The sequence below is a fragment of the Variovorax sp. FG153 genome (assembly GCF_057809595.1).
Map to the genome: position 1 here is coordinate 24,094 of NZ_JBMDKG010000037.1, position 24,748 is coordinate 48,841.

The window sequence follows — 24,748 nt, forward strand, 5'->3', positions numbered from 1 at the left end:
CAGATACATGTTTTTTAAAAGCACATATGTATTATTATTTGGCCAGCCCGAAGCCCGGGCAGGTCGGCGAACGACCGGTTCAGTCACGAACTCAGGAGCAAAAAAGATGGAGACAAGCAGGCGCCGGCTGTTGCTGGCATTGGCGGGTACCGCGGGCGCGGCGGTGGCGGGACCGGCCTTCGCGCAGGGCACGGCCTTCCCGACGCGACCGATCAAGATCGTGGTGCCGTTCACGCCCGGCAGCGGCTCGGACAACTCGGCGCGCTACTTCGGCGACCAACTCGCCGCGCAGCTCGGCCAGGCGGTGGTGGTCGAGAACAAGCCCGGCGCCAACGGCATCATCGCGCTGCAGCAGGTGAAGAACGCGCCGGCCGACGGCTACATGCTGCTGCTGGCGAGCAACTCGCCGATGGCCGTGAACCCGCTGACCATCAAGGACCTGGGTTACGACTCGGTGAAGGACTACAAGCCGGTGTCGGGCCTGACGCGCGGCATGAACGTGGTGGTGGTCTCGAACGATTCGCCGTTCGCGAGCATCGAGGCGCTGCTGGCCGCCAGCAGGAGCAAGTCGCTCACCGTCGGCACCTACTCCGCGGGCTACCAGCTCGCGGCGGCCTGGCTCGCCAACGTGGCCGGCGGCGACTTCACCAACGTGCCCTACAAGGGACAGGCGCCGATCATGACCGACGTGATCGGCAACCAGCTCGACTTCGCGCTGGTCGACCTCGGCGGCGCGATGCCGCTGATCAAGGGCGGCAAGCTGCGCCCGCTCGCGGTCTCGGGCGAGGCGCGCAACCCCGACCTGCCCAACGTGCCGACGATCCGCGAGAAGGGCTTCAACGAGTACGTGCAGTACAGCTGGGTGTCGTTCTACGTGCGCTCGCAAACGCCCGACGACGTCACCGCCAAACTCGCCGAGGCCCTGCAGAAGACGCTGGCCACCGAGGACGCGCGCGCCTTCGTGCGCAAGTCGGGCGCCGAGCTCATGCCCTATCCGCCCGAGAAGATGCAGCGCTTCCACCTCGAGGAGATCGCGCGCTTCCGCAAGATCGCGGCCATCGCCAACATCAAGCCCGAGTGACCCAGAATGGCGGCATGAACCAAGCCGCCTCCTTGTCCGAAGCCCCCCTCTACAACGCGCCGGCGCTGGTCGCCTATGCCGATGCCCTGCTGCAGAAGTGCGGCCTCGCCGCGCCGATGGCCGCGAGCGTGGCGCGCACGCTGGTCGAGGGCGACCTGCTGGGCCACGACACCCACGGCCTCGCGCTGCTCGCCGGCTATGCGAAGGAGCTCGAGGCGGGCGGCATGGCGCGCGAGGGCGCGCCCGAGGTGCTGTCGGACCGCCCCGCCGCCGTGCTGTGGGACGCCCGGCGCCTGCCCGGCCCCTGGCTCATGGAACAGGGCCTCGACCTGCTGGTCCCGCGCGCCCGCGAACTCGGCACCGCCTCGCTGGTGATCCGCCGCAGCCACCACATCGCCTGCCTCGCGGTCTACATGCTGCGCGCGCTGAGGGAGGACATGCTGATGCTGCTGGCCTGCTCCGACCCCAACACCGCGAGCGTCGCGCCCTTCGGCGGCACGCAGGCGGTGTTCACGCCCAACCCGCTGGCGCTGGGCTTCGGGCTCTCGCAGGGCGGCGTGATGGTCGACATCTCGGCCTCGATCACCACCAACGGCATGAGCAACCGCAAGCGCGCGGCCGGCGAGACCTTCGCCGAGCAGTGGCTGATCGATGCGCAGGGCCGGCCCTCGAACGACCCGCAGGTGCTGTTCGACAGCCCGCCCGGCACCCTGCTGCCGGTGGGCGGCCTGAGCCATGGCCACAAGGGCTACGGCATGGCGCTGCTGGTGGAGGCGCTGACCGGCGGCCTCGCGGGCCATGGCCGCGCCGACCCGCCCGAGGGCTGGGGCGCGACCGTGCACGTCACGCTGCACGACCTGCATGCCTTCGGCGGCAAGGCGGCCTTCCTGCGGCAGATGGACGAGGTCGCCGAACGCTGCCGCGGCAATGCGCCCATCGACCCGGCGAAGCCGGTGCGGCTGCCGGGCGAAGGCGGATTGAAGCGTCGGGAGGCGCAATCGAGGGACGGGGTGCGGCTGCACCCGTCGATCGCGCGTTCGCTCCAGGAAGTGGAGCAGCGGCACGGCCTGCGGCTGGCGCAGGCGCTGGCCTGATCAGTTGTCCTGGTCGTCGCCGTCCTCGTCGGACGGGGCGGCCTCGCCCGCGGGCCGCGGCTTGCGCGTCGCGGGCCGCGCGAGGATCTCGAGGTAGAACTGCTTGCCGCCCTCGGCCACCACGTGGTCGATGCTGGCGGTGATGGCCGACAGGTGGATCGTCTGGGCGTTGTCGGCGCTGCTGCCGAAGCGGCAATCGAAGTCCCAGAAATCGGCGCCGGCCGGCAGTGCATGGCCTCGCTCGCGCTTGATGTACTTGCGGATTTCGTGCTTGGTGGCTTCGAGGAGGCGGTCGGGGTGCTTGCCCTCGACCTGAAGCTGGAAGGTTTTTCTCATGGGTGATGGTAACCAATGCCCCGCCGCGCCACTGTGTACAGTCGGCGGCTCAACGGAAAGCAGGTGAAAGACATGGCGCGCGCGAACGACTGGGCAAGCAAGGTGATGGCATTGATCAACGGCGGCAATCCCACCGCGGCCATCGCGCAGATCAAGGTCGCGCCCTCGGTCAAGGACCTGAAGGCGCTGCAGACCATCATGACGCTCTCGAAGATGAAAGGCCGCTATCCGAACGTGGATGCGGCCATCGCGGACAACCTGGCGCTGCTCGCGGCGCCCCGGCTGCACCGCGCGCCCTGACGGCCGGCCTTACAGCGCCTGGCCGAGGCGCTTGACGCCCTCTTCGATCTTCGCCACGTCGGCGGTCGCGAAGCTCAGGCGCAGAGTCGCCACGTCGGGGTTCTCGGCATAGAACGGCGCGCCGGGCACGAAGGCAACCAGCTTCTCGATCGCGCGCTTGGCCAGTTCGTTGGCATTGGCCAGCTTGCCGTTGGCGCCCGTGAGGCGGGCCCAGAAGAACAGGCCGCCATTGGGCTGGGTGAAGCTCACCGCGTCGCCGAGCTCGCGCTGCAGCGCCTGGCCCATGGCCTTGGCGCGCTGGCCGTAGACCTCGCGCACATGCGCCAGCGTGGCCGGCATGCGGCCGCTCTTGAGGTACTGGGCCGCGGTGGCCTGCGAGAAGGTGCTGGTGTGGGCGTCGCTGAACTGCTTGCACATGGTGGCCTTGGCCAGGAGCTCGGCCGGGGCGATCATCCAGCCGATGCGCAGGCCCGGGCTCAGCACCTTGCTGAGGCTGCCGCAGTGCGCGAGCAATTCGCGGCTGCCGGGCACGTCCTTGCTCAGGGCCATGATCGACGGGGGCGGCGCCTCGCCGAAATAGAGGTCGCCATAGGGGTCGTCCTCGACGATCAGCGTCTGGTACTTCACGGCCAGCTCGAGCACCTTCTTGCGGCGCTCCAGGCTCAGCATTGCGCCGCTGGGGTTGCCGAAGGTGGGGATCAGGTAGACGAACTTGGGCTTGTGCTCGGCGATCAGCTTCTCGAGCTCGTCGGTCTTCACGCCGTTGGCGTCGATCGGCGCGCTGATGAGCTGGGCGCCGTAGAGGCGGAAGCACTGGATGGTGGCCAGGAAAGTCGGGCCCTCGACGATCACCTTGTCGCCGGGCGAGATCATGGTCTTGCCCAGCAGATCGAGCGCCTGCTGGCTGCCGGTGGTGACGATCAGGCCGCTGGGGTCGACCTCGACGCCCTTGGTCTTCATGAAGGCGCTGAGCTGCGCGCGCAGCGGCTCGTAGCCTTCGGTGGCGCCGTACTGCAGCGCGCCGCCCGCCTCCTCGGTGAGTGCCTTCTGGCTCGCCTCCTTGAGACCCTCGACGTCGAACATCGCGCTGTCGGGGAAGCCGCCCGCGAAGCTGATGATGCCGGGCTTGCCCAGCAGCTTGAAGAGTTCGCGGATGGCGGAGGTTTCGACGTTGTCGAGGCGGGAGGCGAATTGCATGGTCAGTCTCACTTTCTGGCCGCCATTGTGGCGAAAGCCGCGGGAAATTAAGTTGCGTAGGTCATTCCCGTTTCAGCGATATATTGCGCCTGCCTTTGTCCCGCCCCATGAAAAAAGAAAACATCGCGCCCTTCTTCGCCGTCCTGCAGGCCGCCAACCCCACGCCCGAGACCGAACTCGAATACGACACGCCCTTCGAGCTGCTGGCCGCCGTGCTGCTGTCGGCGCAGGCCACCGACGTGGGCGTGAACAAGGCGACGCGCAAGCTGTTCCCCGTGGCCAACACGCCGCAGGCGATCCTCGACCTCGGCGTCGAGGGCCTGGAGGGCTACATCAAGACCATCGGCCTGTACCGCAGCAAGGCCAAGCACCTGATCGAGGCCTGCCGCATGCTGGTCGAGCAGCACGGCGGCGAGGTGCCGCGCACGCGCGCCGAGCTCGAGGCCCTGCCCGGCGTGGGCCGCAAGACCGCCAACGTGGTGCTCAACGTGGCTTTCGGCGAAGCCACGATCGCGGTCGACACCCACATCTTCCGCGTCGGCAACCGCACCGGGCTGGCGCCGGGCAAGACGCCGCTCGAGGTCGAGCTCAAGCTCGAGAAGCGCGTGCCGGTCGAATACCGGCTGCATGCGCACCACTGGCTGATCCTGCACGGGCGCTATGTCTGCGTGGCGCGCACGCCGCGCTGCTGGGACTGCGCGGTGTCGACCTACTGCGACTACAAGCCGAAGACGCCGGCACCCAAGCGCTGAGCCTGCATCAGGCCGGCCGAAGCTCGACCACCTGCCAGCCGCCGAAGGGCAGCGGCGTCGACGGCCACTCGGTGGCGTCGCGCGGACAGCGCGTGCCCGCGTGCAGCAGCGACACGGCGCGCAGCACGCCCGCATGCACGACCCACAGCGCATCGCCCTGCCCGGCCTGCCACTCGTCGTAGGCGCCGGCCACGCGTGCCATGAAGACACGCACGCTCTCGCCATGCGCGCCGGCGCGGGTGTCGGCGAAGTCCGCGGTCCAGGCATCGAGCTCGGCGCGCGCGATGGCCGACCAGGACTGCCCTTCCCAGGCGCCGAAATCCATCTCGGCGATGCGCGCATCGTGCTGCACGGCGAGATCGGGCCGCAGCGCGGCAATCGCGCCGGCCAGCGTGGCACAGCGCCGCAGCGGGGACGACAGCACGGCGAGCCCCGGCGGCAACTCTCGAGCGATGCGCTCGGCGGCCGCGTGCGTGGCCTCGGCCTCGGCCTCGAGATCGCTCGCGCCGTAGCACAGCCCCGCCTCGGCGATCACCGGCGCATGCCGCAGCAGCCAGAGCCTGCGCATGCTCATGCCCGCCACGCCAGCGCGAGGTAGATCGCGATCTCGCAGACCTGCTGCGTGGCACCCAGCCCGTCGCCCGTGAAGCCCTGCAGCCGGCGCCGGAAGATCCGCGCCATCCACAGCGCCGCCAGCGCCGTCGCGAGCAGCGCCGCCAGCGCATGGGCCGCACCGTGCGACAGCGCGAGCAACGCCAGCGCGGGCAGCGTCCACAGCACGCCGATCGCGAGCGCGCCGCCGCTGATCGCATCGGCCAGAGGCTTGGCCTTGCTCGCGCCGCTGTCGCCCACATAGGGCAGCCAGCGGATCAAACCGAGCGGCGCGAGCCGCGACAGCACATGCGCGCCGACGATGGCAGCAGCCACCGCGTGCAGCCCGCCGCCGGCCAGCACTGCGATCAGCGCGCACTTGAGGCCCAGCGCCAGCACCAGCGCGATCGCGCCGAAGGCACCGATGCGCGAGTCCTTCATGATCTCGAGCGCCCGCGCCCTGTCGGCCGAACCGCCCAGGCCATCGGCCACGTCGGCCAGGCCGTCCTCGTGGAAGGCGCCGGTCAGCAGCACGGTCGCGACCGTGCTCAGCACCGCAGCCGCGAATGCGCCCGCCAGGCTCGGCAGCCCCATCGCCACGCCCACGAACACCAGCGCCGCCACGCCGCCGGCCAGCCAGCCGATGCCCGGCAGGTGCGCCGCGCTCGCGCGCAGCATCTGCGGGCTGTAGCCGACCCAGGCCGCGAGCCGACCCGTGACCGGCACGCGGGTGAAGAACTGCAGCGCGAGCAGGAAATGCCGCAGGCCGCGCATCGGGCTCAGGCGTCCTTGCGCGAGACGCCGGCCGACTCGAAGCTCGCCATCTCGCGCACGATGCGGCAGGCCGATTCGAGCAGCGGCCAGGCCAGCGCGCCACCCGAGCCCTCGCCCAGGCGCAGGCCCAGGTTCAGCAGCGGCTCGAGCCGCAGCCGCTCGAGCAGCAGCGCATGGCCCGGCTCGGCCGAGACATGGGCCGCCACGCAGCGCTGCGCCACCTGCGGTCGCAGCGCCTGCGCCACCAGCACGGCGGCGCTCGCGATGAAGCCGTCGAGCACGATCACGCGCCGTTCCTCGGCCGCCTGCAGCACCGCGCCGACCAGGGTCGCGATCTCGAAGCCGCCGAGCGCGGCCAGCGCGTCGAGCGGCGCGGTGGCATCCGCATGCAGCGCCAGCACCTCGCGCAGCACGGCGCGCTTGCGCGCCAGCCCGTCGGCGTCGAGCCCGGTGCCGGCACCGGTGCAGCGGTCGATGTCGATATCGGTCAGGCGCGCCAGCAGCAGCGCGGCGGCCGAGCTGTTGCCGATGCCCATCTCGCCGAGCAGCAGCGCATTGCCCGGCAGCGCGCGCACGATCTCGCGGCCGTTGGCGATGGCCTGCGCGCATTGGGCGGCGCTCATCGCCGGGCCGGCCGAGGCATCGGCGGTGCCGGCCGCGATGCGCCGCTGCACCAGGCCGGGCCGCGGCTGGAAGTCGCGCCGCACGCCGCAGTCGGCTACGGTCAGCGCCAGGCCGTGCTGGCGTGCGAGCACGCTGACGGCGGCGCCGCCGGCCAGGAAGTTCTCGACCATCTGCCAGGTCACGTCGCTCGGATAGGCCGAGACGCCGCGCGCCGCCAGCCCGTGGTCGGCCGCGCAGACCAGCATCTGCGGCGCCTCGAGCACCGGCGATTCGGTGCCGAGGATGGTGCCCAGGCGCAGCGCCAGCGCCTCGAGCCGGCCGAGCGCGCCCAGCGGCTTGGTCTTGTTGTCGAGCGCGGCCTGCAGCCGGGCCGCGAGCGCGGCGTCGGCGATGTCGGGCACCGCGGGAAGAAGGTCGTCGTGGGTCATGCGATCAGGCCGGCGAGCACGCCGGCGTCGAAGTGGTTGTCGATGAAGTCGGCCAGGCCGTCGAAGGTGGCGTCGAGCGTGGGCGCCGCGACACCGAACATCGCCTGCAGCGCCGCGGGGTCCTCGAACAGCCCGTGCAGATAGAGGCCGAGCACATTGCCGCGCGCGTTCTGCCAGGCCAGCCCCTCGGGCATCACCGCGCCGCCGTCGCCGGCCATCTGCGGATGGGCCGCGGTCTGGCCGTGGTGAATCTCGTAGCCGGCCACCGCCACGTTCGACAGCGCGGCCCATGCACCGGCCAGCGTGCCGAAGGCGGCCTCGCGGCGGCGCACGGTCTTGTCGCGCTCGAACACCGTCACCAGCGGCAGCAGGCCCAGGCCGGGCGCGTTGCCGTCGATGCCATGCGGATCGACCAGCGCCTCGCCGAGCATCTGCAGACCGCCGCAGACGCCGAGCACCGCGCCGCCGCGCGCCGCGTGCTCGGCCACCGCGCGGTCGAGCCCCTGCGCGCGCAGCCAGGCCAGGTCGCCGCTGGTGTGCTTGGAGCCGGGCAGCACGATCCAGTCGGCGCCCGCCACGTCGGCCGGCGCGCGGGCCCAGACCAGGCGCACGCCGGGCACGTTCTTCAGCGGCTGGAATTCGTCGAGGTTGCTGATGCGCGGATAGGCGATCACGGCGACGGTGCGCGTCACCGCGCCCGAGGACCGGCTGCGGTCGTCGAACACGCCGTCCTCCTCGGGCAGGCCGTGCTGCCACCACATCGGCAGGGTCGCGACCACGGGCACGCCGGTCATCTCGCGCAGTTGCTCGGGCGCGGGCGCGAGCAGCGAGGCATCGCCCCGGAACTTGTTGAGCACGAAACCCGCGAGCAGCGCGCGGTCGGCCTCGGGCAGCAGCGCCCAGGTGCCGTAGAGATGGGCGAAGGCGCCGCCGCGGTCGATGTCGGTGGCCAGCAGGCAGCGCGCCCGGGCATGGCGCGCGATGCGCAGGTTGACGATGTCGCTGGCCATCAGGTTGATCTCGGCCGGCGAGCCGGCACCCTCGATCACGACCACGTCGTTCTCGGCGCGCAGCTCGTCGAGCGCGCGCGCGAGCTGCGGCCACACGCGCTCGCTGCGTCCGCGCCACGGCAGCGCCGACAGGGTCTCGTCGACCTGCCCCATCAGCACCACCTGGCTGTGGGTGTCGCGCTCGGGCTTGAGCAGCAGCGGGTTCATGCGCACCTCGGGCCGCGCCCGGGCCGCGAGCGCCTGGAAGTACTGAGCGCTGCCGATCTCGCCGCCCTCGACCACACGCGCGTTGTTGCTCATGTTCTGCGCCTTGTAGGGCGCCACCTTGAGGCCCTGGCGCGCGTACCAGCGGCACAGCGCGGTCGCGATCCAGCTCTTGCCGGCCCCGCTGGTCGTGCCCAGCACCATCACGCAACGCGCCCCGCCGGTGTGCTCTCGCGCGCTCGCCGGCGCCGCCGCTGCCTGGAAATTCATGGCGGGATTGTCGTTGAGCGCGCGCGGGTGCCCGAAACGCAACGCCGGAATGCGGCTTCCGTCACGCAACCGGCCCGGTGAACCCACGGGCTGCATCCGGTTCGGCGAATCCTCCGTATACAGGGCTTCCCCGTCACAGCGCCCCGCGACCCCGCCTCATGCCCGCCCTCAACGACCTGGCCCTCACCGTCGAAGAACCCGAACCGGACCGTTTCCACTGGGTCCTGCTCGAGGCGCTGGACAGCGGCAAGGCCGAGGTGCTCGACTACCGCGTCTACCGCCGCGCGGCGCGCGCCGAGGCCAGCTACTCGAATGCGCTGGTGATGGGCGTGGCGGAGCTGCAGAGGATCAGCGCCGCGCGGCCGTCCGATCCCGACGCCTGAATGCGCGCGTTCAGGGCGCGAAGCCCGAGCGCCGCACCACCGGCTCCCACTGCTGCCGGTAGGCCTTGAGCATCTGCACCGTCTCGGCGTTGCTGCTGACCACCGGCGTGATGTAGAGCGCATCGGCCGCCTTCTGCAACCCCGGGTCCTGCATCACCTCGCGGATCTTCGCGGCCAGCAGCTGCACCTTGGCCGGCGGCATGCTGCTCGGCGCGAAGAAGGTGTTCCAGCCGTCGGCATCGATCTTCATGCCGGCCTCGCGGAAGGTCGGCAGCGAGGGCGCGAAGCTCGCGCGCTTCTTGCCCGACACGGCCAGGATGCGGATCTTGCCGGCCACGTGCTGCGCATAGAGCGAATCCAGCGTGTCGATGGCGATCGGCAGCGAGCCGCCGGTCAGGTCGGCGGCCAGCGGCGCCGAGCCGCCATAGCCCTTGATCTGCGGCTGCACGCTCAGCGCATCGCCGACCATCAGGCCGAAGAAGTGCGGCAGGCTGCCGGTGGCCGGCACGCCGAAGACCGCCTCCTCGGGATGGGCCCAGAGCCGGCCCACGAGGAACATGGCGCGGTCGAGCTGCAGCTTCTGCCCCACGGCCAGCGCGAAGTCGTAGCTGCTGACCTGGGTGACGGGCACGAAGTCCTTGTCGGGGTCGTAGCCCGCGTCCTTGATCACCAGCGGCGCCACCACCATCACGGCGGGGTTGCCGAGCATCAGCACGTTCTCGGTCGCGGCCGCGCGGCGCAGTTGCTTGGCCGCGAGCCGGCCGCCCTCGCCCGCGCGGTTCTCGACCGTGACGGCCACGCCGAGCTTGGAGCCGAGCCGCTCGGCGATCAGGCGCGCGATGCGGTCGGTGCTGCCGCCGGGCGCGTAGCCCACCACCAGCGTGAGCGGGCTCTCGAGGTTCTGCGCCTGCGCGGGCGCCAGGATGCCGCCGATCGCGAGCGCGAGGCAGCAGGCGGCGAGTCGTCGCCGGGAGGGAAAAAAGGGCACGGGGGGATCTCCTCTCGCCGGCGGCTGGTGGCCGGCTTTTGTTACGCTGTTTATATGCAGGTAACAAATAGTTGATCTAATCCATCATCGGGCGTCGCGGCGGCGCCGCCACACACCCGCATCCTTCGTGAGTTCTTCCCCTCCTGCCTTTCCCGACGCGGCCGCGCTGCTCGCGCCCCGCTGCCTCGACGACCTGCTGCTGTATCGGCTCGCACGCGCCGCGCGCACCGGCGGCGGCATGGCCACGCGCCTGGTCGAGGGCGGTTTCGGCATCACGCGCCGCGAGTGGGGCATGGTCGCGATGCTCGCGCAGACCGGCGAGATCACGCCCTCGGCGCTGTCGGACTGCCTGAGCCTGGACCGCGTGCGCACCTCGCGCGGGCTGCGCAGCCTGGTCGAGAAGCAGCTGGTGGAACGGCGCCGCGACGACGAGGACCGGCGCGAGGTCCATGTGCGGCTGAGCGCCGCGGGGCTGCAGCTGTTCGACGAGCTGTTCCCGCGCATCGCCGAGCTCAACACCGGGCTGCTCGACGGCCTGCCGGCGGGGCATGTCGAGATCTTCCTGCAATGCCTGCGGCGGCTCGAGCAGCGCGGCAGCGCGCTGAGCGCGCAGGGCGTGGTGCCCGAGAAGGCCGACCGCCGCTCGGGCGGCACGCGCCACCGCTGGCCGAAGCGGGGCGCGTAGGGCCTCAGCTTTGCGGGCCGCGCGGTGCGCTGTCGCCAGACGCCACCGCGCCCGGCACGTCCCAGCCGCCGCCGATCGCGCGGATCAGCCCCACGGCCGCCTGGTACTGCGCCGACTTCACCTGCAGCGCCTGGCGCCGGTTGCGCAGCTCGCTGCGGCGCGCGTCGAGCAGGTCGAGCTGGCTGATGTAGCCGTTGCGGTAGCGCGTGTCCGACAGGCTGGTCGCGCGCGCGGCCGAGGCCACGGCCGTGGCCTGCACGCCCGACTGCTCCTGCAGGATGCGGATCGACGCCAGCTGGTCCTCGACCTCCTGGAAGGCCACCAGCACCTGGTTGCGGTAGCTCGCCAGCGCGCCGTCGAGCTGCGCGTTGGCGCTCTGCAGCCCGGCCTCGCGGCGGCCGCCGTCGAAGATCGGCAGCGACAGCAGCGCGCCCACGCCCCACGAGCGGGCCGACCACTTGAACAGGTCGCCGACCTCGGGCGAGGCATAGCCGGCGGCGCCGGTCAGCGAGATGTCGGGGAACCACGCGGCCTGCGCCACGCCCACGCGCGACTGGGCCGCGAACACCGCGTTCTGCGCGGCCGACACGTCGGGCCGGCGCGTCAGCACCGTGGCCGGCACGCCGGGCGGGATCGCCGGCAGCGCGGTGGTCCAGTCGGCCGGCCGCACGCCGAAGCTCGAGGCCGAGTCGCCCACCAGCACCGCGAGCGCATGCTCGACCTGGGCCCGCTGGCGGTCGATCGCCAGTGCATCCGACTCGGTCGACGAGACCTCGGTCTGCACGCGCGCCACGTCGAGCTCGGCGATGTCGCCGGCCTGCTGGCGGCGCTGCGACAGGCGCAGCGTGTCGCGGTAGGCCTCGACCTGCTCGCGCACCAGCACGCGCTCGGCATCGAGGGCACGCAGCGTGAGGTAGGTCTGCGCCACCTCGGCCTGCACCGCCAGCCGCGTGCTCTGCAGCAGCGCCTCGCGGCCGGCCGCGTCGAGCCGCGCCGCGTCGCTGGCGCGCGAGAGGCGCCCGAACAGGTCGAGCTCGTACGAGAAGGTGGCGCCGGCATTGGTCATGGTGGCCGGCGAGGTGCTGGCCGTGGCCTTGTCGAGCCCGGCGCCGCGGTTGGCGCCGGCGTTCAGGCCCACCTGCGGCAGCCGGTCTGCGTTGACGCTGCGCGCGATGGCGCGGGCCTCGGCCAGCCGCGCCGCTGCGCCCTGGATGTTGTTGTTGCTGACCTCGGCCTTGGCGATGAGCTCGTTCAGGACCGGATCGTTGAAGGCCTGCCACCAGGCACCGCGCGCGGCGCCCTCGGAAGGCACGGCGCGGGTCCAGCCGGCGGGCGGCGTGGCGCCCTGCTCCTTGAACTGGGCCGCGGCCGGGGTCTCGGGCAGGCCCGAGGGCACGCTCGCGCAGCCGGCCAGGGCCAGCGCCGCCACCAGGGGCAGCACGGCCGCGCGCAGCGGCGCCGAGAGGGATGAGAGCTTGAAGTTCATGATCGACCTTCCTTCTTGTTCTGTGGTTCGTTCGTCATTCATGCGAGGTCCGCGGCGAGGCCGGCACCGGATGCAGGCCGCCGCCATGGCCGCCGCCCGATCCACCGTGCGAACCGCCCGAGGCCGGCGCCGGATGGTCGGCCGACACGAAGTCCTCGCCATGCGGCACCTCGCCGTGCAGCTTCAGCGGCCGGTTGCCCGCGATGCGGCGCATCAGCACGTAGAACACCGGCGTCAGGAACAGGCCGAAGGCCGTCACGCCGATCATCCCGGCGAACACCGCCACGCCCATCGCCTTGCGCATCTCCGAGCCCGCGCCGGTCGACAGCACCAGGGGCAGCACGCCCATGACGAAGGCCAGCGAGGTCATCAGGATCGGGCGCAGGCGCAGCCGGCTGGCCTCGATCGCGGCCTGGATCGGCGTGCGCCCGGCGAACTCGAGTTCGCGCGCGAACTCCACGATCAGGATCGCGTTCTTCGCGCTGAGCCCCACCAGCACGATCAGCCCGATCTGCGTGAAGACGTTGTTGTCGCCTCCCGAGATCCACACGCCCGCCATCGCGGCCATGATGCCCATCGGCACGATCAGGATGATCGCGATCGGCAGCGTCAGGCTTTCGTACTGCGCGGCCAGCACCAGGAACACCAGCAGGATCGCCAGCGGGAACACGAGGAAGGCGGAGTTGCCGGCCAGGATCTCCTGGTAGGTCAGCTCGGTCCACTCGAAGCTCACGCCCTTGGGCAGCGTCTCGGCCGCGATCTTGGTGATCGCGTCCTGCGCCTGGCCCGACGAATAGCCGGGTGCCGGGCCGCCGTTGATGTCGGCGGCCAGGTAGCCGTTGTAGCGCATGGCGCGTTCCGGACCGAAGGTCGAGTTGACCTTCATCAGCGCGGCCAGCGGCACCATCTCGCCTGAGGTCGAGCGCACCTTCAGCAGGCCCACGTCCTCGGCCCGCGCGCGGTAAGGCGCATCGGCCTGGACGCGCACGCTGTACGTGCGGCCGAACTTGTTGAAGTCGTTGGCGTACAGGCTGCCCAGGTAGATCTGCATCGTGTCGAAGATGTCGGTCACCGGCACGCCGAGCTGTCGCGCCTTGGTGCGGTCGATGTCGGCATACAGCTGCGGCACGTTGACCTGCCAGCTCGTGAACATGCCCGTGAGCTCGGGCGCCGCATAGGCCTTGGCCATGAAGGCCTTGACCGCCGCGTCCATCTGGTCGTAGCCGACCGAGGCCCGGTCCTCGATCTGCAGCTTGAAGCCGCCCGTGGTGCCCAGGCCCGCCACCGGCGGCGGCGGGAACATCACGATGAACGCGTCCTGGATGCTGCCGAAGGCCTGGTTGAGCTGGCCCGCCACCGCACCGCCGCTCTGGTCGGCGCGCTTGCGCTGGTCGAAGGGCTTGAGCGTGGCGAACACGATGCCCGAGTTCGAGCTGTTGGTGAAGCCGTTGATCGACAGGCCCGGGAAGGCGATCGCGTCCTCCACGTTCGGGTTCTTCTTCATGATCTCGCCCATGCGCTGGATCACTTCGTCGGTGCGGTCGAGCGTGGCGCCGTCGGGCAGCTGCGCGAAGCCGATCAGGTACTGCTTGTCCTGCGCCGGCACGAAGCCGCTGGGCACGGCCTTGAACAGGCCGAAGGTCACGCCGACCAGCGCGAGGTAGATCACCAGCATCAGCGTCTTGCGCGAGATCACGCGCTTGACGCCGCCGCTGTAGGCCTCGGAGCCGCGATGGAAGAACTTGTTGAAGCCGCGGAACAGCCAGCCGAAGGCCCGGTCCATGCCGCGCGTCAGCGCGTCCTTCGGCTGGTCATGGCCGCGCAGCAGCAAGGCGGCGAGCGCGGGCGACAGGGTCAGCGAGTTGATCGCCGAGATCACGGTCGAGATCGCGATGGTCACCGCGAACTGGCGGTAGAACTGGCCCGTGAGGCCACTGATGAAGGCCAGCGGCACGAACACGGCCACCAGCACCAGCGCGATCGCGATGATGGGCCCGGACACCTCGCGCATCGCACGGTAGGTCGCTTCACGTGGCGTCAATCCCGCCTCGATGTTGCGCTCGACGTTCTCCACCACCACGATGGCGTCGTCCACCACGATGCCGATCGCCAGCACCAGCCCGAACAGGCTCAGCGCGTTGATCGAGAAGCCGAGCACGTGCAGCACGGCGAAGGTACCGATCACCGACACCGGCACGGCCAGCAGCGGAATGATCGACGCGCGCCAGGTCTGCAGGAACAGGATCACGACCAGCACCACCAGCATGATGGCTTCGAGCAGCGTGTGGATCACCGATTCGATGGACGCGCGCACGAACTGCGTCGGGTCGTAGGCGATGCGGTATTCCAGGCCTTCCGGCATGTTCTTGTTGAGCTCGGCCATGGTCTTGCGCACGTTCGCCGAGATGTCGAGCGCGTTCGAGCCCGGGGCCTGGAACACGCCCATGCCGACGGCCGGGTCGTTGTTCAGCAGCGAGCGCAGCGAGTAGTCGGCGGCGCCCATCTCGAGGCGGCCGATGTCGCGAAGGCGCGTGACGGCGCCGTCGGTGCCGCTCTTGACGATGATGTCGCCGAACTCTTCCTCGCTCTGCAGGCGCCCCTGCGCATTGATCGAGAGCTGCATGTCCACGCCCGACAGGCCCGGCGAAGCCCCGACCACGCCGGCCGCGGCCTGCACGTTCTGGCCGCGGATGGCGGCCACCACGTCGGAGGCCGAGAGGCCGCGCTGCGCCACCTTCTGCGGGTCGAGCCAGACGCGCATCGAGTAGTCGCCGCCGCCGAAGATCTGAACCTGGCCCACGCCTTCGATGCGCGCCAGCGGGTCCTTCACGTTCAGCACCGCGTAGTTGCGCAGGTAGTTGATGTCGTAGCGGCCGTTGGGCGACACGAGGTGGACCACCATCGTGAGGTCGGGCGCGCTCTTCACCGTGGTGATGCCGAGCCGGCGCACTTCCTCGGGCAGCCGCGGCTCGGCTTGCGAGACGCGGTTCTGCACCAGCTGCTGGGCCTTGTCGGGGTCCGTGCCGAGGCGGAAGGTCACCGTCAGCGTCATCACGCCGTCGGTGGTGGCCTGGCTGCCCATGTAGAGCATGCCCTCGACGCCGTTGATCTGCTCCTCCAGCGGGGTCGCCACGGTCTCGGCGATCACCTTCGGGTTGGCACCCGGGTACTGGGCGCGCACCACCACCGAGGGAGGCGCGACTTCCGGGTACTCGGAGATCGGCAGACCGCGCAACGCGATCAGGCCGGCTATCAGCATCAAGAGCGACAGCACGCCGGCAAAGATCGGCCGGTCGATGAAGAATTTAGAGAGATTCATTTCGTTGGCTCCATCGCGCGGACAGCGCGATCCACGCCGCTTCGAAAAAGACGAGCGGCATCCAGGTGGCTCCCATCAAGGAACTTCGAGTAACGCTGGCGAGCCGGCCGGTGCCGCTGTCGCCGTTGTCGGTGTCCCGGGTTTCCCGGCGCGCCGGCCTGTGCTCAGGCTGGCGCGCGGGGCCCGGTGTCGTTCAGGACTTCGCGGCCTGCGCCACTTGTTCCGTCGGTTGTTGCGCCTTGCCGTCGGCCTTGGCGTCCATGGTCACGGTCTGCGGCGCCACCAGCGCACCCGGGCGGATGTGCTGCAGGCCGTTGACCACCACGCGGTCGCCCGCCTTCAGGCCCTTGCTCACGACGCGCAGGCCGTTGATCGAGGCGCCGAGCGCGACTTCGCGGTAGACCGCCTTGTTGTCCTCGCCCACGACCATCACGAACTTCTTGTTCTGGTCGGTGCCGATGGCGCGTTCGCTGACCAGCAGCGCGGTGTCGTTGCGGGCCTGGCCCATGCGGATGCGGGCGAACTGGCCGGGGATCAGGGCACCGTCCTTGTTGTCGAAGGAGGCGCGCACGCGCACCGTGCCGCTGCGGGCGTCGACCTGGTTGTCGATCAGCTGCAGCTTGCCGACGAAGGGCGTGCCCTCCAGGCCGGCCGTGCCCATCTGCACCGGGATCGATTCGATCTGGCCGCGCGCGCTGGAGCCGCTCGGCAGGTCCTTCAGGGCCCGCGTGATCACCTGCTCGTCGGCATCGAAGCTCGCGTAGATCGGGCTCACCGAGACCAGCGTGGTCAGCACCGGGGCGCCAGGACCGGCCGCCACCAGGTTGCCCACCGTGACCTCGATCTTGCCGATGCGGCCCGAGACCGGGGCCCGCACCTGGGTGTAGCCCAGGTTCAGGCGCGCCGACTGCAGCGAGGCCTGGGCCGCGCGCAGGTTGGCCTCGGCTTCGCGGCCGGCGTTCACGCGCTCGTCGTATTCGCGCTGGGCGATCGCCTGCTCGTCCCACAGGCGCTTGGCGCGCTCCTGCTCGCTGCGGCTGAAGGACTGGCGGGCCTGCGCCGATGCCACCTGCGCCTCGGCGCGCTCGACCTCGGCCGCGTACGGCGCGGGGTCGATGGTCACCAGCAGGTCGCCCTGCCTGACCAGCGCGCCTTCGCGGAAATGCACCGACTGCACGGCACCCGCGACGCGGGAGCGCACGTCGACGCGTTCGACCGCTTCGAGGCGGCCCGAGAACTCGTCCCAGGCATTGATCTCGCTCGGCGCCACCGCCGCGACCGAGACCGGAATGGCTTGCGGCGCGCCCGCGGCCGGCGCGTTGGCCTCGGCCTTGAAGCTGTGCATGCCCAGCACCGCGGCGGCCACCGCCAGCAAGGCGGTGACGCCGGTCACGGCGGGCCACAGGCCCTTGCGGGCCGCGGAGGAAAACGTTGGCTTGTTGTTCGACATGGTGATTCGTCCTTCTCTCAGATGACTCAAATGACTCGGATGACTTTTCGGGATGCAACAGTCCGTCCTGGCGCCCTCGCACCAAGAAAAACGGAAATTTCGGAAAAAGGCCGGCCGCACCGGGTGCCCCCGGTGGCTCGTCGCTAGCGGCTGGCTCTGCGGCTGGCGGCGCTGGCTAACTGGGCTTCGGGGTCGCCCCGGGGGGCGGTGTGGTGGCCGCGAAGAATTCGCGGAAGTGCTGCTGCACGGTCGCCTCGCAGACCTTGCACCCCATGCACTCGGCGTCGTAGAGCGCCTTGGGCCATTCGGCCGCGTTGCTCAGCACCGCGCTCGTGACCTCGATGCCGGCCGAACGCAGCCGGCCCGCGAAGGTCAGCGCTTCGTCGCGCATCGCGTCGTCCTCGCCCACCAGCACCAGGGCCGGGGCCAGGGCCGAGAGGCGCAGCGAACCGCTGGGCACCGCATAGGGGTGCGTGGCGTTCGACGGGCAGCTCAGGTACTTCTCCCAGCCCGTGGCCCAGCGGCATTCGGGCGAGTCGTTGGTCGCCTTGCGCAGCGAGGCCGTGCCGGCGCAGGGATCGAGCATCGGCGACAGCAGGATCTGGCCCGCCAGCGGCGGATGGGCGCGGTCGCGCGAGATCAGCGCCACCGCCGCCGCCAGGTTGCCGCCGGCTTCCTCGCCGGCCAGGTAGACCTGGGCGCCGCGGCCGCCGAGCTTGACGCGCTGCTTGTAGAGCCATTCGAGCGCCGCGTAGCCGACCTCGATCGGCTCTGGAAACGGCGACTCGGGAGCCAGCGGGTAGTCGAGCGAGACCACCACCGCACCGGAGCCGGCCAGGAGGCGCGCCACGTTGCGGCCGTTGTCGAGGCCGCCGCAGATGAAGGTGCCGCCATGGAAGTGCAGCACCAGCGGCACCGTTTCGCCCTTGGGGCGCTGGCCGTAGACACGGGCGCCCACCGGATCGCGGCCGGGCAGCTCGATCGACAGATCGGCTTCCGCGCCTTGCCCCGCGGCGAGCGCGGCTGCTTCGGCGGAGCGGGACGATGGACGGGGTGACATGGGACGACCTCGGGAAATGGGCGATGGTTGAAATATAAGGCGCCGACTGTCGCGTTAAACAGGGATGCAAGCCCTACTCTGTTTCCAAACTACGAACAATCGGACCGGGTCACCAAAGGGTTATGGCCTTGTGTGAGAATCCGCACCCCCCGGCGAGGGCCGGGTCTAGAGAACAGGCATTCGATGGATCAGATCCAGGCCATGCGGATCTTCGTCCGCGTCGTGGAAGCCGGCACCTTCACCCGCGCGGCGGACTCGCTCGCCCTGCCCAAGGGCACCGTCACCAAGCAGATCCAGGCCCTGGAATCGCGGCTGCGCGTGAAGCTCCTGAACCGTACCACCCGCCGGGTGACGGTCACGCCGGACGGCGCCGCGTATTTCGAACGCGCGGCGCGCCTGCTCAACGACTTCGACGACATGGAGGCCAGCATGACGAATGCGCAGTCCAGCCCCACGGGCCGGTTGCGCATCGACGTCGGGACCTCGGTCGCGCGGCTGGTGATCCTGCCGGCCCTGGCCACCTTCTGCGACCGCTACCCCGAGATCCAGGTCGACCTCGGCGTCAGCGACCGCACGGTGGACCTGATCAGCGACAACGTCGACTGCGTGATCCGCGCCGGCGACCTCGCCGACCAGTCGCTGGTGGCGCGGCGCATCGGCACCCTGCATTTCGTGACCGTGGCCTCGCCGGCCTACATCAAGCGCTATGGTGCGCCGCAGCATCCGAACGACATCGAGAAGCGCCACCACGTGGTGAGCTACTTCTCGGGCACCACGCGGCGCGTCTATCCGCACGAGTTCAAGAAGGGCGACGAGCACATCGAGCTCAACGGACCCTACCGCGTGTCGGTCAACGAGAGCAACGCCCACATGGCGGCCGTGCTCGGCGGCTTCGGCATCTCGCAGTGCATCACCTTCATGGCCGAACCGCATCTGGAGAGCGGCGAGCTGATCGAGGTGCTGTCCGACTGGCAGCGCGACCCGCTGCCGATCCACGTGGTCTACCCGCCGAACCGCCACCTGAGCGCCAAGGTGCGCGCCTTCGTGGACTGGGCCGCCGAGCTGTTCGCGAAGAATCCGCGGCTGCAGCGGCGCTGAGCGCGATGCTGTTCTCGCCCGAGCGCCACGAGCCCCTGCGGACCGACGCCTGGGACGAGGGCCGCGCGCGCGAGGCCATCGAGCGCATCGTGCGCGACACCGAGGCGCGCTTCACGCCCGAGGGCCTGTGGCCCATGCATCCGGACGATGCATCGAATCCCGACCCGCAGTACCTGCTGTACTGGGGCGCGAGCGGCGTGATCTGGGCGCTGCACCATCTGCAGGAGCGCGGCGCCGCGCGGCTGGCGCGCGACTACGCGCCGGTCGTGCCGGGCCTGATCGCCGCCAACCGCGCGGCCATGGGCCGCCCTGCCGATGCCGGCTTCGCGGCCTACCTGATGGGCGACACCGGCATCCGGCTGCTCGAGCACCGGCTGCGGCCCTCCGACACCGTCGCCGACGAACTCGCGCGGCTGTGCGGCGGCCACCTCGACGACCCCACGCTCGAACTGATGTGGGGCACGCCCGGCACCATGCTCGCGGCGCTGTTCATGCACGAGCGCACGGGCGAGCAACGCTGGGCCGGCATCTACCGCGACACCGCGCGGCGGTTGTGGTCGCAGCTCGAATGGTCGGAGGACTTCGGCTGCCATTTCTGGACCCAGCAGCTCTACGGCCAGCGTTCGACCTACATCGATGCGGTGCACGGCTTCGTCGCCACCGCCGTGCCGCTGGTCCATGGCCGCCACCTGCTCGGCGACGCCGAATGGAACGCCTGGCGCGACTGCATCGCCAACACCGTGCAGCGCACCGCCGACCGCGAAGGCGCGCAGGCGAACTGGCGCCCGCGCCTGTTCCCGCTGCCCGATGCCTCGCGGCCGAAACTCGTGCAGATGTGCCATGGCGCACCGGGCTTCGTGATCTGCCTCGCGGATTTTCCGGACGGCACGCTCGACGAGCTGCTGCTCGCCGCCGGCGAAACCACCTGGCAGGCCGGCCCGCTCCACAAGGGCTCGAACCTCTGCCACGGCACCGGCGGCAACGGCTATGCCTTCCTCAAGCTGCACCGCCGCTTCGGCGACGCCGCCTGGCTGGACCGGGCGCGCGCCTTCGCCATGCACGGCATCGCGCAGACCGAGGCCGAGCTGGCGGAACACGGCCACCTGCGCTATTCGCTGTGGACCGGCGACCCCGGCTTCGCGATCTACCTGTGGGATTGCATCGAGGGCACGGACCGCTTCCCGACCCTCGACTGTTTCTTCTAGGCCGGCGGCCGCCGCGCGCGCAGCTCGCCGGCCGTCGTCGCCCAGGCCTTGCCCAGCATGCGCGTGAGATAGGCCCCCGAGGCCCAGCCGACCTGCTGCGCCACCGACAGCACCGATTCGTCGGTGCTCTGCAGCAGGTGGCGCGCGCGCTCGAGGCGCCGCTGCTGCTGGAATTCGAGCGGCGACAGCCCGTAGGCCGCGCGGAACAGCCGCTCGACCTGCCGGCGCGAGAGCCGGTGCCGCGCCGCGAAGGCCTCGAGCGGCAGCGTCGCCGCGAGCTCGGCCTCGATGTCGCTGGCCAGCAGCGCGGCGATCACCGCGCCGGGCGTGCCGCGGCCATCGGGATGCACCAGCGGATTGGCCATGAGCCGCGCCGCCTCCATCACCAGCGCGCCGCAATGGGCCACGTGCGCCATCGAGGGCTCGGGCGATGCCGGCGTGCCGGCCATCTCGAGCAGCCGGTGCGACAGCAGGTTCAGCGCGCCGCTGCCCGCGCGCAGGCCCTGGGCCGGCTTCGCGATGCCGTGCGCGCGCAGCGCCGTGTCCCAGAACTCCGAATCGACATAGACCGCGAGGTGCGTCTGGCGCAGGGTCATCGCGCTGGTGGCATGGGCGGCGCCGGCCGCGAACCAGAGGAAGTGGCCGGGCGAGGACTGCAGCGCGTCGCCGCGCGGATCGATCACGTCGAAGCGCCCCGCCAGCGGCACGAACAGCATGTCGCAATCGTGCGCATGCGGCGTCGTGGCGTAGCCGTCGAGCGTGCTCGCCACCGGCGTCGCCTTGTGGGCGAGGCGGTCGGAGAACGCGGAGATCCGCGGTCCGGCTGGGGCGGCTGGGGACGGCATGGGGCCGATTGTGTGGTCAATCGCGCGGCCGATGTCGCATTCGTGCGCGCGGGCGTCGCGAGCGGAGGCACGCGCGGATCGATCGGCAGGAAGACTAGGACCTCCCCTCCACCCGTTCCGCCAAGGACTTCCATGACCGCCAGCCTCCGCCCGCCACGGCGCCTCGCCCTGATGGCCGCCGCCGCCCTGCTCGCCGCCGCTTGCGGTGCCGCGGCCGCCGCCGACACCTATCCGGCCAAGCCGATCACCATCGTCGTGCCCTTCCCGGCCGGCGGCGGCACCGACGTGATCTTCCGCGCGGTGCAGGTCAGGCTGCAGGCCGAGCTCGGCGTGCCGGTGATCATCGACAACCGCGCGGGCGCCGGCGGCACCGTGGGCACCGGCTATGCCTCCAAGGCCGCACCCGACGGCTACACGCTGGTGGCCGCCACCACCACGACCATCGCCTCGGCCCAGGCCGTCTACCCCAAGCTGCCCTACGACCCGCTGGCCGACCTCGCGCCCGTGGGCACGCTGGGCACCACGCCCTTCGTGCTGGTGGTGGCACCCACCCTGCCCGCGAAGAACCTCGCCGACTTCATCCGCGATGCCAAGGCCAGGCCCGGCACGCTCAACTACGGCAGCATCGGCAACGGCACCGCGAGCCACCTCGCGGGCGAGCTGTTCAAGCAGCGCACCCGCATCGAGATGACCCACATTCCCTACCGCGGCGCGGCGCCCGCGCAGACCGACCTGATGGCCGGCCAGATCCAGGCGCTGTTCGACAACCCCACCGCGCTCGCGCCCCAGGTGCGCGCCGGCCGCATGCGCGCGCTCGCGATCAGCCAGCCCTCGGCGGTGTTCCCCGAGCTGCCGAGCTTCGAGGCCGCGGGCATCAAGGACTTCAAGCCCGAGCTCTGGTACGGCCTGATGGCGCCCGCGGCCACGCCCAAACCGGTGGTGGAGCGGCTGCGCTCGGCGCTCGACAAGGCGCTGCAGGACCGCAACCTGCGCGCCGACATGATGGCCAAGGGCGTCTCGCCCGCGAGCTGGTCGCCCGAGCAGTTCGGCCAGCGCGTGCGCGCCGACATCGCGCTGTGGGGCGGCATCGCGCGCTCCGTCAACGCGAAGGCGGACTGAATCATGGCGATGCAGCTCGTACGCGTCTTCGCCCGCCCCGGCACCCGCGCCGGCGGCAACCCGGCCCCGGTCTGGCTCGATGCCGATGCCATGTCCACCGAGGACATGCAGGCCCGCACCCGCGAGAGCGGGCACGAGTCGGTGTTCGTGCTCGCGCCCGACGATGCCGCCCGGCACCGCCTGCGCATGCGCTACTTCGTGCCGCGCCACGAGATGGAGATGTGCGGCCATGCCACGCTCGGCGCGCTGTGGCTGCTGCACGAGCGCGGCCGCTGGAGCGGCGAACCGATCGGGGTGCAGACGCTCAGCGGCACGGTGCACGGCCGCTACGTCGACGGCGCGGTCGAAATCAGCCAGCCCAGCGCCAGCATCGCCGCGGTCGACGCGGCCCTGGTGCGCGAGATCGCGCAGTGCCTGGGCATCGGGCTCGCGCAGATCGTGTCGCCGGTGCTCAACGCCGCCACCAGTCGCGTGAAGACGCTGGTGCGGCTCGAAAGCCCCGAACTGCTGCACGGCCTGCGGCCCGACTTCGCGCGCGTCGAGGCACTGTGCGACCGGCTCGGCTCGACAGGGCTCTATCCCTTCGCATCGAACGCCGACGTGCAGGGCACCGAGGTCAGCGCGCGCCAGTTCCCGCGCTCCTCCGGCTATCCCGAGGACGCGGCCACCGGCATCGCCGCCGCCGCGCTGGCCTGGGGCCTGCGCGAGATGGCGCTGGTCGGCGCGGATGGCACGCTGGTCACGGTGCGCCAGGGCGAGGCCATGGGCTCGCCGTCGGCGATCCAGGTGCGGCTGCCCGCGCAGGCCGATGCCGCCGAAGGCTGCTGGCTGCGCGGCGACGCGCAGGCGATGGACGAGGTGCCGCATGACTGATGCCGACCGGCGCCTGGAGGCGCTCGCCGCCCAGGCGGGCCACGATGCCTCGCCCGCCGCGCGCCCCGCGGGCCGCTATGCGAGCTTTGCGCGCGCCGGCGATCTGCTGCACTCGAGCGGCGTGGTCGGGCGCGAGAACGGCGTGGTGATCGCGGGCCCTATCGACGACAGCGACGCGGGCATCGCGCTTGGCGAGCGGGCCGCGGTCGCCGCCGCCATCGCGCTGCTGCGCGCCGCGCGCGCCGAGCTCGGCGGCCTCGACCGGGTGCAGAAGATCGTCGCCCTCACCGGCTACCTGCAGGCCGGGCCCGGCTTCACGCAGCATGTGCGGGTGATGAATGCCGCGAGCGAGCTGCTGCGCCAGGTGTTTCCCGACCAGCCGCTGCCCGCGCGCACCACGGTCGGCGTGGCCTCGCTGCCGGGCGGCGGCGCGGTCGAGATCTCGCTGGTGCTGCAGGAGCGGCCGGCGGACTGAAGGCCGCGCCTCAGGCCCCGAGCCAGCGCACCACCAGCGGCACCAGCAGGGCCGTCGCGATGCCGTTGAGCCCCATCGCGAGCGCCGAGAACGCGCCCGCGGTCTCGTTGACCTGGATCGCGCGCGCGGTCCCGATGCCATGCGCCGTGATGCCGACCGCGAAGCCGCGCACCGCGGGCTCCTTGATGCGCAGCAGGTTCAACAGGCCCGTGGCCATGATCGCGCCCGCGATGCCGGTGATGGCGGCCGCGACCGCCGACAGCGACGGCAGGCCGCCGATCTTTTCCGACACGCCCATCGCGATCGGCATGGTGGCCGACTTCGGCGCCAGCGACATCAGCAGCTCGTGCGAACCGCCGAGCGCCCAGGCGATGCCCACGGCCGACACGATGGCCGCCACCGAGCCCGCGAGCAGCGCCACGCCGATCGGCAGCCACAGCCGGCGCAGCCGCGCCACCTGGCTGTAGAGCGGCACCGCCAGCGCCACCGTGGCCGGCCCGATCAGGAAGTGCACGAACTTCGCGCCCTCGAAGTAGGTGTCGTAGGGCGTGCGCGTCGCCAGCAGCACGGCGACGATCACGATCACCGACACCAGCACCGGATTGACCACCGGGTTGGCGCCGCTGCGCCGGTGCAGCCACAGCGCGCCCAGGTAGGCCAGCAGCGTGAGCGCGAGCCACAAGAGCGGCGACTGGGCCAGGAAGACCCAGATCTCGGACAGCTTCGCGGGCGCGCTCATTGGGCGTCCTTGCCGGTGATGCGGATCATCCAGCGCAGGGTGAGCGCGGTGACGGTCATGGTGAAGGCCGCGCCCAGGATGCCCGCGGCCAGGAACGGCAGCCACTCGCGGCCCACGCGCTCGAAGTGCAGCATCACGCCGGTCACGGCCGGGATGAACAACAGCATCAGGTTGCGCAGCAGATGGCCCGAGGTCTCGCCCAGGCTCTCGGGCACGCCGCCGCGCCACAGCAGGCCGGCGAACAGGAACAGCATGCCGAGCAGCGGACCGGGCACCGGCAGGCTGAGCCACTGCACCAGCAGTTCGCCGGCGAGCTGGCAGAGAAAGAGCGTGGTGATGGCGTAGAGCATGGCAAGGTCCTC

25 protein-coding genes are annotated in these 24,748 nt (G+C 71.0%); 11 read left to right on the forward strand and 14 right to left on the reverse strand.

The annotated features are described in order from the left end of the window. Positions 1-106: 106 nt before the first annotated feature. Complete coding sequence (locus ACODT0_RS30455) at positions 107-1,081, forward strand: tripartite tricarboxylate transporter substrate binding protein (protein WP_398498235.1); 975 nt, start codon at positions 107-109, stop codon at positions 1,079-1,081. A gap of 14 nt (positions 1,082-1,095) precedes the next feature. Continuing rightward, positions 1,096-2,175, forward strand: a complete 1,080-nt coding sequence (locus ACODT0_RS30460; protein WP_489042988.1) for an Ldh family oxidoreductase — start codon at positions 1,096-1,098, stop codon at positions 2,173-2,175. Here the strand turns inward: ACODT0_RS30460 and ACODT0_RS30465 are convergent, their stop codons facing one another. Continuing rightward, positions 2,176-2,511 carry a DUF6172 family protein gene (locus ACODT0_RS30465; RefSeq protein WP_057591630.1) on the reverse strand — a complete coding sequence of 112 codons (336 nt, stop codon included), beginning with the start codon at positions 2,509-2,511 and terminating at the stop codon, positions 2,176-2,178. It lies immediately after the preceding gene. 72 nt (positions 2,512-2,583) lie between these two features. Here ACODT0_RS30465 and ACODT0_RS30470 point away from each other — a divergent pair, with 72 nt between their 5' ends. After that, positions 2,584-2,811, forward strand: a complete 228-nt coding sequence (locus ACODT0_RS30470) for a hypothetical protein (RefSeq protein WP_057591683.1) — start codon at positions 2,584-2,586, stop codon at positions 2,809-2,811. Positions 2,812-2,820: 9 nt separating this feature from the next. Here the strand turns inward: ACODT0_RS30470 and ACODT0_RS30475 are convergent, their stop codons facing one another. After that, positions 2,821-4,008, reverse strand: a complete 1,188-nt coding sequence (locus tag ACODT0_RS30475; RefSeq protein ID WP_208510862.1) for an aminotransferase-like domain-containing protein — start codon at positions 4,006-4,008, stop codon at positions 2,821-2,823. A gap of 107 nt (positions 4,009-4,115) precedes the next feature. Between ACODT0_RS30475 and nth the strand changes: the two genes are divergently transcribed. Beyond that, positions 4,116-4,760: an endonuclease III gene (gene nth, locus ACODT0_RS30480; RefSeq protein ID WP_296729801.1), complete on the forward strand. Its 645-nt coding sequence runs from the start codon at positions 4,116-4,118 to the stop codon at positions 4,758-4,760. Positions 4,761-4,767: 7 nt separating this feature from the next. Here the strand turns inward: nth and ACODT0_RS30485 are convergent, their stop codons facing one another. The 4 genes from ACODT0_RS30485 to ACODT0_RS30500 are packed head-to-tail and all read right to left on the reverse strand — an operon-like array spanning position 4,768 to position 8,661. Further along, a complete protein-coding gene (locus tag ACODT0_RS30485) occupies positions 4,768-5,334 on the reverse strand; it encodes a histidine phosphatase family protein (protein WP_489042989.1) in 567 nt (188 codons plus the stop codon). Beyond that, the gene (locus ACODT0_RS30490; RefSeq protein ID WP_489042990.1) at positions 5,331-6,125 is read right to left on the reverse strand and encodes an adenosylcobinamide-GDP ribazoletransferase; all 795 of its coding nucleotides are present in this window, start codon (positions 6,123-6,125) and stop codon (positions 5,331-5,333) included. Before ACODT0_RS30490 ends, ACODT0_RS30485 begins: the two co-directional genes overlap by 4 nt. A 5-nt stretch (positions 6,126-6,130) precedes the next feature. Further along, a complete protein-coding gene (cobT, locus tag ACODT0_RS30495; protein WP_296729797.1) occupies positions 6,131-7,177 on the reverse strand; it encodes a nicotinate-nucleotide--dimethylbenzimidazole phosphoribosyltransferase in 1,047 nt (348 codons plus the stop codon). Then, positions 7,174-8,661 (reverse strand): cobyric acid synthase, encoded by a 1,488-nt coding sequence (locus ACODT0_RS30500; protein WP_489042991.1) that lies wholly within the window; start codon positions 8,659-8,661, stop codon positions 7,174-7,176. The genes cobT and ACODT0_RS30500 overlap by 4 nt, the downstream gene beginning before the upstream one ends. A 158-nt stretch (positions 8,662-8,819) precedes the next feature. Between ACODT0_RS30500 and ACODT0_RS30505 the strand changes: the two genes are divergently transcribed. Further along, positions 8,820-9,044 (forward strand): hypothetical protein, encoded by a 225-nt coding sequence (locus tag ACODT0_RS30505; RefSeq protein ID WP_057591625.1) that lies wholly within the window; start codon positions 8,820-8,822, stop codon positions 9,042-9,044. 10 nt (positions 9,045-9,054) lie between these two features. On the opposite strand, the gene ACODT0_RS30510 is transcribed toward ACODT0_RS30505, so the two are convergent. Beyond that, positions 9,055-10,032 (reverse strand): tripartite tricarboxylate transporter substrate-binding protein, encoded by a 978-nt coding sequence (locus ACODT0_RS30510; protein WP_489042992.1) that lies wholly within the window; start codon positions 10,030-10,032, stop codon positions 9,055-9,057. A 127-nt stretch (positions 10,033-10,159) separates the two neighbouring features. Between ACODT0_RS30510 and ACODT0_RS30515 the strand changes: the two genes are divergently transcribed. After that, on the forward strand, positions 10,160-10,717 hold the full coding sequence (locus tag ACODT0_RS30515; RefSeq protein ID WP_057591623.1) for a MarR family winged helix-turn-helix transcriptional regulator: 558 nt from the start codon (positions 10,160-10,162) through the stop codon (positions 10,715-10,717). A gap of 4 nt (positions 10,718-10,721) precedes the next feature. On the opposite strand, the gene ACODT0_RS30520 is transcribed toward ACODT0_RS30515, so the two are convergent. The 4 genes from ACODT0_RS30520 to ACODT0_RS30535 form a co-directional block, all read right to left on the reverse strand. After that, positions 10,722-12,203 (reverse strand): efflux transporter outer membrane subunit, encoded by a 1,482-nt coding sequence (locus ACODT0_RS30520; RefSeq protein WP_489042993.1) that lies wholly within the window; start codon positions 12,201-12,203, stop codon positions 10,722-10,724. A gap of 34 nt (positions 12,204-12,237) precedes the next feature. Continuing rightward, positions 12,238-15,522 (reverse strand): efflux RND transporter permease subunit, encoded by a 3,285-nt coding sequence (locus ACODT0_RS30525; protein ID WP_057591621.1) that lies wholly within the window; start codon positions 15,520-15,522, stop codon positions 12,238-12,240. Between the two features lie 193 nt (positions 15,523-15,715). Continuing rightward, positions 15,716-16,972, reverse strand: coding sequence for an efflux RND transporter periplasmic adaptor subunit (locus ACODT0_RS30530; protein WP_261210654.1), 1,257 nt, complete (start codon positions 16,970-16,972; stop codon positions 15,716-15,718). Between the two features lie 175 nt (positions 16,973-17,147). Beyond that, positions 17,148-18,032: an alpha/beta hydrolase gene (locus tag ACODT0_RS30535; RefSeq protein WP_057591619.1), complete on the reverse strand. Its 885-nt coding sequence runs from the start codon at positions 18,030-18,032 to the stop codon at positions 17,148-17,150. Between the two features lie 183 nt (positions 18,033-18,215). On the opposite strand from ACODT0_RS30535, the gene ACODT0_RS30540 reads away from it, so the two are divergent. Continuing rightward, entirely contained in the window at positions 18,216-19,130 is a 915-nt protein-coding gene (locus ACODT0_RS30540) for a LysR family transcriptional regulator (protein WP_261210653.1), read from the forward strand. A 5-nt stretch (positions 19,131-19,135) separates the two neighbouring features. Further along, on the forward strand, positions 19,136-20,335 hold the full coding sequence (locus ACODT0_RS30545; protein ID WP_489042994.1) for a lanthionine synthetase C family protein: 1,200 nt from the start codon (positions 19,136-19,138) through the stop codon (positions 20,333-20,335). Here ACODT0_RS30545 and ACODT0_RS30550 read toward each other — a convergent pair. After that, positions 20,332-21,180, reverse strand: coding sequence for a helix-turn-helix domain-containing protein (locus ACODT0_RS30550; protein ID WP_261210651.1), 849 nt, complete (start codon positions 21,178-21,180; stop codon positions 20,332-20,334). The two genes, ACODT0_RS30545 and ACODT0_RS30550, sit on opposite strands and share 4 nt — an antisense overlap. 132 nt (positions 21,181-21,312) lie before the next feature. On the opposite strand from ACODT0_RS30550, the gene ACODT0_RS30555 reads away from it, so the two are divergent. The 3 genes from ACODT0_RS30555 to ACODT0_RS30565 are packed head-to-tail and all read left to right on the forward strand — an operon-like array spanning position 21,313 to position 23,647. Continuing rightward, positions 21,313-22,299, forward strand: a complete 987-nt coding sequence (locus ACODT0_RS30555) for a Bug family tripartite tricarboxylate transporter substrate binding protein (RefSeq protein WP_489042995.1) — start codon at positions 21,313-21,315, stop codon at positions 22,297-22,299. A gap of 3 nt (positions 22,300-22,302) precedes the next feature. Continuing rightward, a complete protein-coding gene (locus ACODT0_RS30560) occupies positions 22,303-23,172 on the forward strand; it encodes a PhzF family phenazine biosynthesis protein (RefSeq protein ID WP_489042996.1) in 870 nt (289 codons plus the stop codon). Then, positions 23,165-23,647 carry a RidA family protein gene (locus tag ACODT0_RS30565; RefSeq protein WP_489042997.1) on the forward strand — a complete coding sequence of 161 codons (483 nt, stop codon included), beginning with the start codon at positions 23,165-23,167 and terminating at the stop codon, positions 23,645-23,647. Before ACODT0_RS30560 ends, ACODT0_RS30565 begins: the two co-directional genes overlap by 8 nt. Positions 23,648-23,657: 10 nt before the next feature. Here ACODT0_RS30565 and ACODT0_RS30570 read toward each other — a convergent pair whose 3' ends face one another. Further along, entirely contained in the window at positions 23,658-24,386 is a 729-nt protein-coding gene (locus ACODT0_RS30570; protein ID WP_057591612.1) for an LrgB family protein, read from the reverse strand. Continuing rightward, positions 24,383-24,736, reverse strand: coding sequence for a CidA/LrgA family protein (locus ACODT0_RS30575; protein ID WP_057591611.1), 354 nt, complete (start codon positions 24,734-24,736; stop codon positions 24,383-24,385). The genes ACODT0_RS30570 and ACODT0_RS30575 overlap by 4 nt, the downstream gene beginning before the upstream one ends. Positions 24,737-24,748: the final 12 nt, after the last annotated feature.